The sequence below is a fragment of the Bradyrhizobium sp. genome (assembly GCF_035309285.1).
Classification (GTDB): domain Bacteria; phylum Pseudomonadota; class Alphaproteobacteria; order Rhizobiales; family Xanthobacteraceae; genus Bradyrhizobium.
The window spans coordinates 52,330-65,211 of record NZ_DATGFH010000004.1 but is presented as its reverse complement, the minus strand read 5'-3'; the positions used below and the strand labels follow the sequence as shown (position 1 = coordinate 65,211).

General features: G+C 62.4%; 19 protein-coding genes. 7 read left to right on the top strand and 12 right to left on the bottom strand.

Features of this window, described 5'->3' with window-relative positions; genetic code table 11:
* Positions 1-26 precede the first annotated feature (26 nt).
* From VKR55_RS01405 to VKR55_RS01395, 3 genes are all read right to left on the bottom strand, one after another.
* Complete coding sequence (locus VKR55_RS01405; protein WP_414642280.1) at positions 27-848, bottom strand: tetratricopeptide repeat protein; 822 nt, start codon at positions 846-848, stop codon at positions 27-29.
* Positions 849-958: 110 nt separating this feature from the next.
* Positions 959-1,585: a substrate-binding domain-containing protein gene (locus VKR55_RS01400; protein ID WP_324399001.1), complete on the bottom strand. Its 627-nt coding sequence runs from the start codon at positions 1,583-1,585 to the stop codon at positions 959-961.
* 179 nt (positions 1,586-1,764) lie between these two features.
* Positions 1,765-2,799 carry a glutamine synthetase beta-grasp domain-containing protein gene (locus tag VKR55_RS01395; protein ID WP_324399000.1) on the bottom strand — a complete coding sequence of 345 codons (1,035 nt, stop codon included), beginning with the start codon at positions 2,797-2,799 and terminating at the stop codon, positions 1,765-1,767.
* Between the two features lie 542 nt (positions 2,800-3,341).
* Between VKR55_RS01395 and VKR55_RS01390 the strand changes: the two genes are divergently transcribed.
* Both VKR55_RS01390 and VKR55_RS01385 read left to right on the top strand, forming a co-directional pair.
* Positions 3,342-3,554: a DUF2735 domain-containing protein gene (locus tag VKR55_RS01390; RefSeq protein ID WP_324398999.1), complete on the top strand. Its 213-nt coding sequence runs from the start codon at positions 3,342-3,344 to the stop codon at positions 3,552-3,554.
* A 205-nt stretch (positions 3,555-3,759) separates the two neighbouring features.
* Positions 3,760-4,503, top strand: coding sequence for a tyrosine-protein phosphatase (locus VKR55_RS01385; protein WP_324398998.1), 744 nt, complete (start codon positions 3,760-3,762; stop codon positions 4,501-4,503).
* 24 nt (positions 4,504-4,527) lie between these two features.
* On the opposite strand, the gene VKR55_RS01380 is transcribed toward VKR55_RS01385, so the two are convergent.
* Positions 4,528-4,725, bottom strand: coding sequence for a hypothetical protein (locus VKR55_RS01380; protein WP_324398997.1), 198 nt, complete (start codon positions 4,723-4,725; stop codon positions 4,528-4,530).
* Between the two features lie 100 nt (positions 4,726-4,825).
* On the bottom strand, positions 4,826-5,524 hold the full coding sequence (locus VKR55_RS01375) for an SGNH/GDSL hydrolase family protein (RefSeq protein ID WP_475386205.1): 699 nt from the start codon (positions 5,522-5,524) through the stop codon (positions 4,826-4,828).
* Between the two features lie 114 nt (positions 5,525-5,638).
* Here VKR55_RS01375 and VKR55_RS01370 point away from each other — a divergent pair, with 114 nt between their 5' ends.
* Positions 5,639-6,319: an SDR family oxidoreductase gene (locus VKR55_RS01370; protein ID WP_324398995.1), complete on the top strand. Its 681-nt coding sequence runs from the start codon at positions 5,639-5,641 to the stop codon at positions 6,317-6,319.
* A 6-nt stretch (positions 6,320-6,325) separates the two neighbouring features.
* On the opposite strand, the gene VKR55_RS01365 is transcribed toward VKR55_RS01370, so the two are convergent.
* A complete protein-coding gene (locus VKR55_RS01365) occupies positions 6,326-6,673 on the bottom strand; it encodes a GrlR family regulatory protein (RefSeq protein ID WP_324398994.1) in 348 nt (115 codons plus the stop codon).
* A gap of 133 nt (positions 6,674-6,806) precedes the next feature.
* Here VKR55_RS01365 and VKR55_RS01360 point away from each other — a divergent pair, with 133 nt between their 5' ends.
* Both VKR55_RS01360 and VKR55_RS01355 read left to right on the top strand, forming a co-directional pair.
* Positions 6,807-7,478 (top strand): DUF2161 domain-containing phosphodiesterase, encoded by a 672-nt coding sequence (locus VKR55_RS01360; RefSeq protein WP_324398993.1) that lies wholly within the window; start codon positions 6,807-6,809, stop codon positions 7,476-7,478.
* Positions 7,479-7,664: 186 nt separating this feature from the next.
* Positions 7,665-7,970 (top strand): hypothetical protein, encoded by a 306-nt coding sequence (locus tag VKR55_RS01355; protein WP_324398992.1) that lies wholly within the window; start codon positions 7,665-7,667, stop codon positions 7,968-7,970.
* Between the two features lie 61 nt (positions 7,971-8,031).
* Here VKR55_RS01355 and VKR55_RS01350 read toward each other — a convergent pair whose 3' ends face one another.
* The 3 genes from VKR55_RS01350 to VKR55_RS01340 form a co-directional block, all read right to left on the bottom strand.
* A complete protein-coding gene (locus VKR55_RS01350; protein ID WP_324398991.1) occupies positions 8,032-8,652 on the bottom strand; it encodes a GNAT family N-acetyltransferase in 621 nt (206 codons plus the stop codon).
* A gap of 129 nt (positions 8,653-8,781) precedes the next feature.
* Entirely contained in the window at positions 8,782-9,180 is a 399-nt protein-coding gene (locus VKR55_RS01345) for a PaaI family thioesterase (protein ID WP_324398990.1), read from the bottom strand.
* Positions 9,181-9,327: 147 nt separating this feature from the next.
* On the bottom strand, positions 9,328-10,605 hold the full coding sequence (locus VKR55_RS01340; RefSeq protein WP_324398989.1) for an ArgE/DapE family deacylase: 1,278 nt from the start codon (positions 10,603-10,605) through the stop codon (positions 9,328-9,330).
* Positions 10,606-10,714: 109 nt separating this feature from the next.
* Here VKR55_RS01340 and VKR55_RS01335 point away from each other — a divergent pair, with 109 nt between their 5' ends.
* Positions 10,715-10,960 (top strand): DUF6719 family protein, encoded by a 246-nt coding sequence (locus VKR55_RS01335; protein ID WP_324398988.1) that lies wholly within the window; start codon positions 10,715-10,717, stop codon positions 10,958-10,960.
* A 69-nt stretch (positions 10,961-11,029) separates the two neighbouring features.
* On the opposite strand, the gene VKR55_RS01330 is transcribed toward VKR55_RS01335, so the two are convergent.
* Together VKR55_RS01330 and VKR55_RS01325 are read right to left on the bottom strand one after the other, a co-directional pair.
* A complete protein-coding gene (locus tag VKR55_RS01330) occupies positions 11,030-11,407 on the bottom strand; it encodes a hypothetical protein (RefSeq protein WP_324398987.1) in 378 nt (125 codons plus the stop codon).
* Between the two features lie 30 nt (positions 11,408-11,437).
* Positions 11,438-11,596 carry a hypothetical protein gene (locus tag VKR55_RS01325; RefSeq protein WP_324398986.1) on the bottom strand — a complete coding sequence of 53 codons (159 nt, stop codon included), beginning with the start codon at positions 11,594-11,596 and terminating at the stop codon, positions 11,438-11,440.
* Here VKR55_RS01325 and VKR55_RS01320 point away from each other — a divergent pair, their 5' ends adjacent.
* Positions 11,597-12,190 carry a hypothetical protein gene (locus VKR55_RS01320; RefSeq protein ID WP_324398985.1) on the top strand — a complete coding sequence of 198 codons (594 nt, stop codon included), beginning with the start codon at positions 11,597-11,599 and terminating at the stop codon, positions 12,188-12,190.
* Between the two features lie 9 nt (positions 12,191-12,199).
* Here VKR55_RS01320 and VKR55_RS01315 read toward each other — a convergent pair whose 3' ends face one another.
* Positions 12,200-12,751, bottom strand: a complete 552-nt coding sequence (locus VKR55_RS01315; RefSeq protein ID WP_324398984.1) for a CreA family protein — start codon at positions 12,749-12,751, stop codon at positions 12,200-12,202.
* Positions 12,752-12,882: the final 131 nt, after the last annotated feature.

Sequence of the window (12,882 nt, the reverse complement as noted above, 5' to 3'; positions counted from 1 at the left end):
GAATCCGAAGGCGCGAACGCGCGGACCTACCAGCACAGATCCGTCACAAAATTCCCGCGCTTGTCCTTGATCGCGATCGGGCAATCGAGCCGCTTGAGCTCCGCCTTGGCCTGCTCGTCGCCGAGATCGGCGGCGCGCTTGAAATAGGCTTTCGCGGCCTCCTTGTCCTTTGGCCCACCGCGGCCTTCTTCCGAGAACGCGCCCATCCGCTCCAGCGCGCCAGGATGGTTTTGCGCCGCCGCCTTCTCGAACAGCGCCCGGGCGCCGGCATCATCCTTCGGACCGCCGGTGCCGTCGGCGAGCATCAGCCCAAGCTGATATTGCGCCTCCGCGTTGGTCTCGGCCGCCTTGCTCAAGAGCTCGCGGGCGCGCGCGGGATCGGACGGCGCGGCACTGCCGCCAAGCGCCGCGAGATTGGTGACGCCGCGCGGATTGCCGGCCTCGGCCGCGCGCTCGAACAGTTTTCGCGCCGCCTCCTCGTCTTTGGCGACGCCGTTGCCGGTGCCATAGGCCACGCCAAGCTCGACCATGGCCGAGGTCGAGCCCTTGTCGGCCGCCTTTCGCCAGGCGGCTATCGCTTCGCTCACCTGCTGATTGGCCGCATAGGCGCGGCCGAGCTCATACATCGCCCGGCGCGAGCCGATCGCCGCCTTCTTGCAGAATTTGATGGCGGTCGCGATGTCGGATGCGGCGACCACCGGGACGCCCTTCACGTCCGCCGGCTTGTCCGGATCCGAAGCATCAGCGGCCAGGCGATCGCACAGCACGAGCTCGGCCGATTGCGCACGCGCCAGCGACGGCGCGAGCGCCAGGAACAGGGCACATGCAAGCAGATGGAGCCGGTTCACCATAGTGATGCGAGGTTGCGTTGCCGCAGGGGCAAATTCAAGGCTGCAAATTCAAGGCTCAAGCCCGCTATCCCGCAGCACCGGTGCGACGTCCGGCGAGGCAAGAAATTTCAGGAGAGCATCGGCCGGCGCGCCACTTTCTCCGACGATGCCGTCCGCCCTGCGGTGAACACCGCGGGCGTCTGCAGGCCGAGCGGGATCGGGCCGACGATTTCGACGCTCGGAACCTGCTTCAATTCGCTGAGCTGCTGCACGGCGAGGTCGGCGTCGCCGATAATGAGCCGCTCGGCGGTGAAGCCCGCGGTGATCGTAGCGCGCGCGTTGACATCGGCAGCGATGCCGAGCCGTTGGATCAGCTCGGCGAAATAGATTCCGCTGGCGCCGATCCTGGAATAGGCCACCGATCGGGCAGCGAGCAACGCGGCGCGGAGCGCAGCCTCGGTCGATATGTCGGGACGAGGCTGGCCGGCCTTGACCGCGATCCCGACATAGGATCGGGCCAGATCGATCCTGCTTGCGGGCGCAACCAAGCCTTTGGCGACAAGCTCGTCCAACCCCTCGCGGGTGAGAACGAGCACATCGGCCTTCTCGCCTTCCTGCAAGCGTTTCAACAATCCAACGGTCGGCGCGAAGTCGGCATCCAGCCTCGTTCCTGTCGCCGCCTGATAATGCCCGGCAAGCCGCTCCACCGCGCCCTTCAGGGCCAACGTCGACAACAGGCGCAGCACATTGGCCATCCATGACCCCTGTCTTAGGCCCGCCGCATCAGCGTCAATACAGCGAGAAAGGTCATCTAGCGCGCTTCAACCGCCGCGGGAAAGCGATGGAATTGCATGTCACAAAGCAATGGTCCGCCGGAGCAGCAAAGCTCAGGCGGACCATGTTCAGGCTCAGCCCAATCAGGCGGCACCCTTTATCAGGCGGCGGCCTTGGCGCCGGTCGGCACCGTGGCGATCGTCTTCAGGACCTGCGAAGCGATCTGGTAGGGGTCGCCTTGCGAGTTCGGGCGACGGTCTTCCAGATAGCCCTTGTAGCTGTTGTTGACGAAGGAGTGCGGCACGCGGATCGATGCGCCGCGGTCGGCGACTCCCCAGGAGAAGGTGTCGATCGACGCCGTCTCATGCTTGCCGGTCAAGCGCATGTGGTTGTCCGGACCGTACACGGCGATGTGGTCGGCGCGCGCGGTCTTGAAGGCGTCCATCAGCTTCTCGAAGTACTCCTTGCCGCCGACTTCGCGCATGTACTTGGTCGAGAAGTTGCAGTGCATGCCCGACCCGTTCCAGTCGGTGTCGCCGAGCGGCTTGCAGTGAAATTCGATGTCGATGCCGTATTTCTCGGTGAGGCGCAGCATCAGGTAGCGGGCCATCCACATCTGGTCAGCAGCGGTCTTGGAGCCCTTGCCGAAGATCTGGAATTCCCACTGGCCCTTCGCGACTTCCGCGTTGATGCCCTCGTGGTTGATACCTGCCGCGAGGCAGAGGTCGAGATGCTCTTCCACCAGCTTGCGGGCGACGTCGCCGACGTTCTTGTAGCCGACGCCGGTGTAGTACGGACCCTGCGGCGCAGGATAGCCCGAGGTCGGGAAGCCGAGCGGACGGCCGTCCTTGTAGAAGAAATATTCCTGCTCGAAGCCGAACCACGCGTCCGCGTCGTCCAGGATGGTGGCGCGCTTGTTGGAGGGGTGCGGGGTCTTGGCGTCAGGCATCATGACTTCGCACATGACGAGCGCGCCGTTGGTGCGCGCCGCGTCCGGATAGACGGCGACCGGCTTGAGCACGCAATCGGAGCTGTGGCCTTCGGCCTGCAACGTCGAGGAGCCGTCGAAGCCCCACAGCGGAAGCTGGTCAAGCGTCGGGAACGACGCGAATTCCTTGATCTGGGTTTTGCCGCGCAAATTCGGCGTCGGCGTGTATCCGTCGAGCCAGATGTACTCGAGCCTGTACTTCGTCATTGAGCCTCTCTGTTGATCGTCTTTCGAAGGCGGGAAGGGCCGAAAAAGCGGCATTCCCACCGCATACCCGGCTTAGTCAGCCGTTTGTCACAAAGCATGGAACGTGCCAGCCGCGTCGTCGCGCGCGGCGCGGCGGACCGGCTCGTGAGGCCCGGCTCGATTTCGGAATTGGCGGCAAAGAGGCTGCGACAAACCAGCGCGGGCTGTTCCGCAAAATGACAGCAATATTGCCGGATTCCCGCTCGATTCCGCGGCACCGGGCTCGGCGGCCACAGCTCGCGATTAATCCCGCGCCAGTCCGATCGACGCCTTTTCCGGCTGGCCGACGTCTCCAGGCAACCTTCCCTTCAGCTCAAACGTTGGTCAGGTGAAAGCTGCCTTCGGGAAGGCAGCGCCCGCGATGCCCACAAAAGAAGCAGAAAGTGATGTGTCTTTAATCACATTGCGCCGGCGGGAGTTCGAACGATATCGGGATTGGTAACCACAAGAGAACGAGTCGGGCGCACCATCAACCCAAAGCGCACCGGCCGAAGGAGCCAGGTATGAGTGCACCTTTCAACGAGGGATCTGCCAAGATCTATCAATTCCCGCCCGGGGGCCGTGCGGCTCTCGGCGGCCGCAGCTACAGCGAGGCCAAGTCGACCATCGACCGGAATACCCCCCGCATGAACGAGGTGATTTGCAGCGGAAGTTGGTATCACGAGGAAGCCATCCAGGAAGACAATCCTTCCTTCAAGCCATCGTGGGAGCACTGATGTCGCGCCCAAAATGCGCGGCGGCACGTGATTGCTGCGATCCCGCAAGCCGCGAAGATTGAACAAGGGTCGGAACGAAATCGTTTCGGCCCTTTTTCGTTGCCTGCTGTCTGCCCGCACGGATCTTTGTAGAGCAAAGCGGAACCCGCGTGCCAACCGTGCGAATGTCATTTCGCCGCCGCACCAGATGGCTTAAGCTCCGCCAATGACAGACCTCCATGCCCGTCACCTCAACCTCGAAGGCGCGAGTAACTTCCGCGACCTCGGTGGCTATCCTAGCGGCGACGGCCACCGGCTGCGCTGGCGGCAGATCTTCCGCTCCAATCACCTCGGCCATCTCACTGAGGCCGACGTCGGCGTCGTGCGGGCATTGGGGGTGAAGAGCGCGTTCGATTTTCGTGGCGTCGACGAGCGCAAGGCCGCCGAATGCGTGATTCCGGAGATCAAGGTGCATTCGCTGCCGATCGAGCCGACGGTCGTGGCCGCGCTCCGCGCGAAACTGCAGGCGCGGGCGCTGTCATCCGCGGACGCGCTGGAGATCATGCGCGAATCCTACCGCGGCTATGTCCGCACCAACACGCACAGTTTCCGCGAGCTGTTCGCCAATCTGCTCGACGAGAGCGCGCCGCTGGTGGTCCATTGCACGGCCGGCAAGGATCGCACGGGCTTTGCCGTCGCGTTGATCCTGCATGCGCTCGGGGTACCCAGTCAGGTGATCTCGCAGGATTATCTGCTCACCAATCGCTACTACCGCCGCGATCCCAATTCTGCACCCGACCTGCCCGCCGATGTCCGGCAGGCGATCGGCTCGGTGGAGTCCTCGTTCCTGGCGGCCGGTTTTGATGCCGTGAACGCCCAGTACGGCGATCTCGAAAGCTATTTCCGCGATGGGCTCGGCCTCGGCACGGTCGAGCGCACCGAGATCAAGCGGCGCTATTTGCAGGCTTAGCTCATCAACGCGAAGGCTTCGCCTTCAGGCGGCGGCTTCCAGCTCGGCATCGAGGTCGGCGATGACGTCCTCGAACGCCTGGATCGTCTGTTGGATCGCAGCGATCTGCATCAGCTCCCAGCCACTGACCGGGCCATTGCGATTTTGCAAGGCCACAACGAGGTCGCGCCGTTGCTCCTTCAGTTGAACCAGCGGCAAGCCATGGTCAGGCAGATTGCCCATCGTAATACTCCAACCCCTTTTTGGACGTCGAAGCATCACCATAACGGTCTGGTTCTGCCATCCACTTACAGAGAAGCGGAAAATTTTAGCGAAAACCGCGCTACGCCGTCGGTAAGGGCGAACCCGGAACGGGCCCGATGTCGGCGCCGATCGCGGCATCGAGCGCCAGCATTACGCAACTGGTTGCAAATTCCGTCTGATGCAGTCCGTCCGGACCAATCAGCATAGCCTGATCAATCCCGTCGTTCTTGACCCAGTGCTCCATGAGCGCAAAGCGCGGAAAAAGATTGACTCCCGCCTCCGCTGCGACGGCCGTAATCAACTTCACCATCAGCCTGGTGTCGGGCTCTTTGGCTCCGAGCAGCGCGGGAGCGTATTGCAGGTCCATGAGGATGACGTCCAGGGGCAGTCCTTTCAGCCAGCTCAAACAGGTCGCGATCGTGCCGGCGACACGGCCGGGGTCATAAAGGTCGCGGTGATAGATTGCATTGGTCCCAACCTGCCAGATTACCAGCGCCGGCGTTTCAGCAATGACATCGCTTTCGAAGCGGGCTGCCTCTTCCGGAGCCTCCTGCCCACCAATGCCGCGGTCGAGCACATCGATCATGCGGTCGGGATAGCGGCGGCGCAAAGCCAGTTCCAGACGCGGCGGAAAGGGAATGACGTCGCCCTCGCCTGCCGTCGACGACGACCCGATCGCCACGACCTTGATCTTTCGCTGCGAAAGAAGACTTGCCTTGAAGTAGCGGAGCTTGAATTCCAGCTTGGTAAGCTCCGCATGGAGAGGTGCATCAGTCATTCTGATTTTCCATCTGACGTTGCACGATCATTTCATCGCGAAGGGAACGGGCATTGCAAGTCATTTTCTATTGGCGATAGTGTGCGCTTAGCGGCCGGTCGCGGAGAGGCTCAAATGAATGGAAAAGTCATCGTCATCACCGGTGCTTTGGGTGCGCTTGGCAGAGTGGTCGTGGAAAGCGCCGTCAAGCGGGGCGCCCGTGTCGCCGGCATCGACCATGCCCCGGCGCTGACGGCCGCCACCGACGAGCGCATCGAGCTCGGCCACGTCGATCTGACGGACGCCGCGCAGGCCAAGCATGCGATCGACGCGGCAGTAGCGCACTTCGGTAAGCTCGATGCGCTGGTCAACATCGCTGGCGGCTTCATTTTCGAGACCATTGCGGACGGCGATATCAAGAGCTGGGAGCGCATGCATGCGATGAACGTGCTGACCGCGCTGAACGCTTCGCACGCCGCGATCCTGCATCTCCTCGCTTCCCCCGCGGGGCGCATCGTCAATATCGGCGCGATGGGTGCGCTGCAGGCGGGCGCCGGCATGGGCCCCTATGCCGCTTCAAAGGCCGGCGTGCATCGCCTCACCGAAGCGCTCGCGGCCGAGCACAAGGGCAAGATCACGGTCAACGCGGTGCTGCCCTCGACCATCGACACCGCCGCCAACCGCATCAGCATGCCGAAGGCGGACTTCTCGAAATGGGTGACGCCACAGGAGCTCGCCGAGGTGATCCTGTTCCTGGTCAGCGACGCCGCCAGCGCCGTGACCGGCGCACTGATCCCGGTGAGCGGACGAGTATGAAGCCTCTCAGTCCGGGATCAGCAAGCGCAAAGTCCCTTTGAAGCGGATGCTCTGCTTGCCGGCGAGCGCAATTCCCTCGCCATACGCGCTCTTGTCGTTATAGGTTCCGCTAAAGCCGATGGTCACCACCTTGCGACCCCAGACCGGACGCTCGCCAAAACTCTGCGTGTGCTCCTCGTTGGTCAATTCGCCCTTCCACCTGCCATCCGCCGATGTGTAGCTGCCATAGGCGAAAAAGAAGGAATCGCCACCTCGCATGATACCGTCACGCAACACCATGACGCCCTGATTGCCGCCCTGGACGCTGTCGAGAAACTCGATCCTGATGTGGTAGAGGCCGTTCCTGATTGTCACCGTTGTCGCGCCCAACATTGTCCCAAGGTAAGGATACCCGCTTGCCTTTGTCAGGACCATATGTCCTGCGTTTTGCGATGCGCGATCCTGCTAGACTGCCTGTACTGAGTCGCTGCCGATCGTCAGGGCCAATTTGGAAACCGCGCTTTATCTCCCGGTCAAACGCTTCCTCGAAAAGCTCGGCTTTACGGTCAAGGGCGAGATCGGCGGCTGCGACCTTGTCGCGCTGAACGGTGACGATCCGCCGATCGTGGTGATCGGCGAGTTGAAATTGTCATTCAACCTCGAACTGATCCTGCAGGCGGTCGATCGCGCGGCTGCTGCCGACGAGGTCTGGCTCGCCGCCAAGATGTCCATCAACGGCAAGGGCCGCGAAAGCGACGCGCGCTATCGTAATCTCTGCCGGCGGCTCGGCTTCGGCATGCTCGGCGTTACTGGCCGCGGCGATGTCGAGGTCCTGGTGAAGCCGCCAACGACGGCGCCGCGCCGCGATCCCCGGAAGCGCTCGCGGCTGGTCGCCGAGCACCAGCGCCGCATCGGCGATCCCGCGATGGGCGGCTCGACCCGCGCGCCGATCATGACAGCCTATCGGCAGCAGGCGCTCGCGTGCGCCTCGGCGCTGTCGGACGGACCACAGCGCGTCCGGGATTTGCGCAAGGACATTCCCGATGCCGGTAAGATCCTGCTGCACAATGTGTACGGCTGGTTCGATCGCGCCGAGCGCGGCGTCTATGAGCTGACCGACGCCGGCCGCGCCGCGCTGAGGCGCTGGCCGCAACAGCCGATGGAACGGGTAGCGCCGTGAACGAGTTGGAGATCAAGCCGGACACTGCAGCCGCTCGCTGGCAGCGCGCCGGACATCCAACTTCACAACGCGCGATCGGTGGACGGCCTGTGATTTTCGGCAGTGCATAGCTGACCTGCCACATCAAATTCATATTGCAATGCAACAAGCTGCCCACTAGGTATCGCGGACCAACGAGAGACTGTCATGAGCGAAGACTGGAATACCAAGTATGGTCCGCGGCGCGTCCGGCGCGACCCACCGACGCTGGACGAGGCGATTTTCGCGGCTATCGGCATCACCGACGACGTCGATCAACAGGCCGAGATCGCAGCATCGCTCATCGGCATGCCGTACGAGACCGTACTCGCCGAAGTGAAGAAGCAAAGCCGCGTCAACGCGCGCGCCGCCTCTACGCGCGTCATTGCCGGCGAGGCCGGCGCTCAACGTTCCGTGGTGGTCGAGCGCCGCGTCGTGCGCCGCTTTGGCAACGACAAGCGCACGGGCACCTGAAAAGCGCGCGCGCCGATTTACCCTCAGCTAATCTGGACGACAGCGAATTTGACCGGATGCGCTACGCTGCGCGTCCGCCTTCGACCATTTTCGAAAACAGCTTCCAGCAAGCTCGGTTAAAGCTCATCAACGCGCGCGCGGCGTTCAGCGGCGCGTCGATCAGCTTTGCGAATTCGGCCTGCGGCTGCGGCGTCAAATCGATGGTGCCGGTGGATTCGCCATGGCGGAATTCGAGATGCGCGCCGAATTTGTGGGCGAGCGCCCGCATCGCTTCATTGCCGGCGCCGGTGGTGACCCGTAGCCGGCGATGGCCCTTCCAGCTCGCCTCCGAAAGCAGCCGGCGGAACAGAACGCTGCCGACGCCCTGGCCCCGTACGCATTTCTCGACACTGAAGGCGATCTCCGGCAAGCCATCCTCGGATTGCTCAGGCCGATGCAACTCGGCCGCGCCGCGTACGATGCCGTTTTCCATGTAGGCCACGATGATCGTGCCGTCGTCGGTACACTTCTTGGCATAGCGCTCGATGAAGCTTTCATCGATGACGCCGTTGAAGCGGTCGCGACGGCTGTCCGGATCGAGGCGCAGCAGGTGATCGCGCAAGAGCGGCAACTCTTCCTGCTGGCTCAGGGTCCGAACGTAGCCAAAGCCCGGCCTCGGGCGATGGAAGGTGTCGTGTGGCACGTCAAATCTCCTCGTCACGAATCCCTCGAGGAGGCGTCGAATCCCTAGGCCTCAGATATTGTGCGTTGCAGCACAAAATTCAAGGCCGGGACTTTCCCGCTCACAGCCAGTTGGTTAACGGAGCGAGGTTCACAAAACCATCTGCGTCTGGGTCACGATCGCGACAAGCCTGCCGTCCTCGGTCTCAAGCCGTGTTGTCCAGACCTGGGTGCGGCGGCCGCGGTGCACGGGCGTTGCGGTGGCAACAACCGTAGTTCCCTCCTTTGCGCCACCGATGAAGTTTGTCTTGCTTTCGAGCGTGGTGGTGCCCTTGGCGTCTTCAGGGAGATTGATGACGGTCGCCGCCGCTCCGACCGAATCCGCGAAGGCCATGAGGGCACCACCGTGGACGGTCTGAAACAGCGTGCAGAGATCGGGGCGCACCAGCATCCTGGCGACGACGCGGTCCTTGTCGGCTTCGACGAAGGTCACGCCCTGCAGCTCCGCAAAAGGCATCTTCATCGACTGGATTTTCTCAAGCGGCGTCATCGGCCCTCCCTGACCTTATGTCCCCTGTCATGCGCGGGCATGACCCGCGCATCCATCGAACTTTGAGGAGAAAGTTTTGAAAGGATGGATTGCCGGGTCAAGCCCGGCAATGACCTCTCAGGTAATGGCAACCATAACCAGCACTTCTCAAGCCTTCTCCACGCCGCACCATTCCGCGATGAAGAGCGCGGTTGCCTTGGTCGACTTCCGGAGCGAATCCAGCTCGACGTATTCGTTGAAGCCGTGCATCGCCGCTCCGCTGGCGCCGAAGCAGAGGCTTGGGATGTCGTAGTTCAGCCCATAAAAGCGCGTGTCGGTGAGCGCGGTGAAGGCGCGCTCCGGCACCGCGCCGCCATAGACGGCGTCATAGGCTTTGGCGAAGGCGCTTTCCGGCTCGGCGGAATCTTTCAGATCATAGCCCTCCGACAGGAAGCCGGACCATTGAACCTCAGGCGGATTGTTGGAAAGGAAGCGATGGTCGCGCGAGGCTGCCGCGACGCAGGCCAGAATCTCGTTCTGGCAATCGGCGACCGACCAGCCCGGCAAGATCGCGATCCGGCAATCGACGTCGCACCAGGCCGGCACGCTTGAGGCCCAATCGCCGCCCTTGATGATGCCGGGATTGAAGTTGATCGGATGATTCACGTCGTTGAAGTGATGATCCGCTTTGGCGCGCTCGTTCCACTCGATCTCGAGCTTCTCCAGCGCGTGGATCAGATGATAGGCCGCCATGATCGCATTCGAGCCGGCGCCGGCCTCGAACACGTGCACGGGGAAGCCGCGCACCTTCACCCGAAACCAGATCACGCCGACCTGCGAACGGATCATCTGGCCGCCTGTCGGCTCCGGGATGAAGCAGGCATCCGCGCGATAGCCGCGCTGTAACGTCGAGAGCGCGCCGATGCCGGTGCTCTCCTCCTCGATCACGGACTGAAAGTGAATGCGCGCGGTCGGCTTGAGGCCGGCAGCCTTGATGGCATCGAGCGCGTAGAGCGCGCCGATCGTGCCCGATTTCATGTCGCAGGCACCGCGGCCGTACATCCGCTCGTCCTTGATGACAGGCGAGAACGGCGGCGTCTCCCACATGTCGAGCGGCCCGGCCGGAACGACGTCGCAGTGTCCCTGCAAGATCAGCGACTTTCCGGTGCTGGTCGTGGGCCGATAGGTGCCTACCACCGTGCGCGCTCTGGAGAAATCGTGCTCGATCGGGCCATAACCGCGCAGGTTCTTCAGATCCTCAAGATCGATGCGCCAGTCGTCGACTTCATAGCTGCGCTCGCGCAGGAGATCGCCGATCATGTCCTGGCAAGGGCCTTCGGCACCACGGGTCGAGGGAATCGCGACAAGGTCGCGCGTTGTCCTGAGCTGGGCATCGAAGCCGGCATCGACGGCGTCGACGATTCTTTGGGTGTCGCTTGCGTTCATGTTTGTGATCGTTCCTATTTTCGTGCGGATCAAAGCACACTTCGCAAGCGATGTGCAGCGTCCGATCTCCTTTCAGAATCGGAAGCCTGCCGCTACACCTGCCGCGATGATGGCCGCACGCACCCTCCTCTGCTGCCTGTTGCTGATGAGCGCGGCGCCTGCAGCGCAGGCAATGACCAACGAGGTTTCGCGCGAGCGGGACATTGTGGGGTTGCGCCTTGGCCAGCGCATCCTGGTCGATGACGGGACTTGTCCGGCCGGCGAGATCAAGGAAGTGTCCGGCGCCAAGATGACGCCGAACGGCGTCCAGCCGTCGCGCCGATGCATTTCGCGCTCGGGGCCGAAAGCGAGATAGCGGCGTCGCCAGCTACTGGCCGTCAGCAGAGACAATAAACAGGGAGACAACGAGGGCGGATCGATCGACTTACTTTGCCGGGTCAAACATGCATTGCAGCGTTGGCTTGGCGATCTTGGTGAAGGTCGGCCCGATCTCCGACTGCTTCGACGCCGGCACCCACTCGTTCTCGATGGTCGGCACGCCGGTCTCGCTGATGCCGCGGAGCAGCGCCAGCCGAAGATCGTTGTCCTCAATGACGGAGGCTGCGTGATCATGCAGGCAGCCGCAGACTTCCTCCGGATGCGCCCAGCGTCCGAGCATGTGCGGAGCACATTGCCGCACGAACTCGCTCCGCGGATCGGAAAGATGCATCGCGGCGCGTATCTGTAGCGACGCCTGAGCCTGCGCCGTGTGGTTCACGAGCAGGGTTGCGATAAGGGTCGCGGCACAAAGGCGAAAATACATGATGGTCTTAGGGGCGACTTCAACGCGCCACTAGCGCGCGGCAACGACGAGCGCGTGCGGCGCCGTCGGCACCGGCGAGCCGTTGTAGGAGAACGTTCCAATTCCGGGCAAACCCGTTTTAACCGAACCAGCCATCGAGGTACCAGCCACGACGAAGGCGAAGGCGACGATCAGGCTCAAGGTCCGCATTTGACTGTCTCCGGTTTGTCCCTGTCGGCAGTTGGCGCCGTCATTTGTTGGTCGCTTGATAACCATGAGTGGTTTCCGCAGTTCTGCGCCAAAAGCCCAAAATGGTTTCGTCGGGAAGAAATTGGTTTCGTCGCTCGCGCCTCCCACGAAACAATGCCGTGCAATCCGAATGATTTCAGCGACTTGCAGCCCGCGCACGCTGGTTCTTTAACGTTTCTTTGGTGGAAAACTGCGTCTTTGCCTGGCTCCGGGCTGAACCACCGGCGCGGCCCGGCCGACTCACCTGAATCACGCAACCTTCGGGACGGTCGCGCGTTGTCTACCCCTCAGCAAAGGATGGCAGTCATGGGCAATGACGACATCGTTGTTGGCAAGAAATCCCAAATGAGAGCCCCAAAATCTGTAATCGCCGAGAATCCGGCCAAGCGCGCGGGCGTGTCTGCGCCGACTGACGCCGGCAGCGCCAAATTGGAGCAACATTGCGGCGCCATGTCCCAACAGCGCGGCGACAGCGGCGCAATCTCGACGCCGCAGAAATTCGTTCGGCTGGTCGGTTGCCGCGAGGCCAAGGCTGGCCCTCAGGGCACGCGCTAGTCCCGGCCCTCATTGCACAAAATCCCCGCATTTCTGCACGGTGGTGTCGGCCGCGCCCCAAGGCATGATCGGCACCGTCGAGGTCGAGTTTTTCGGCGAGCCATCGATCAGCTTGTCGGAATAGACCATATAGACCAGCGTGTTGCGCTTGGCGTCGCAGCCGCGCACGATCTGCATTTTCTTGAAGAACAGCGACCGCCGCTGGCGGAACATGTCGTCGCCCTGTGCGAACTTGCTCTTGAAGCGGATCGGGCCGATCTGGCGACAGGCGAGTGAAATATCGGAAACCTGCTCCGCAAGTCCGAGCCAGCCCGTATAGCCGCCCTTTTCCGGGACAGTGAAATGGCAGGCCACCCCCTCGACATCAGGGTCGTCAACACCATAGGTTGCAAGCTTGTCGTTCGGGCTCAGCAATTTGAATACGGTCGAGCGGCGGAAGATCAAATCTGGTTCATCGCCAGCGAACGCAGCCGGCACGGACGGCGACAACAGCCAGAGAAGCGTTAAGAGGGACAGGCATTTCAGGCGTGTGTCACACGGCCTTACGGCTTGGAATGTCATGGAACTCTCCGTTGGCAAGCTTCCGCCATGTAGGTGGGCCAACGTGTGTCGGGAAGCCCGCAGGTTCGCGAGCTCCCTTTAACAAGATGTGAGGCTTTTTTGCTACGCTTTGGGCGAAAATCACGGGAATC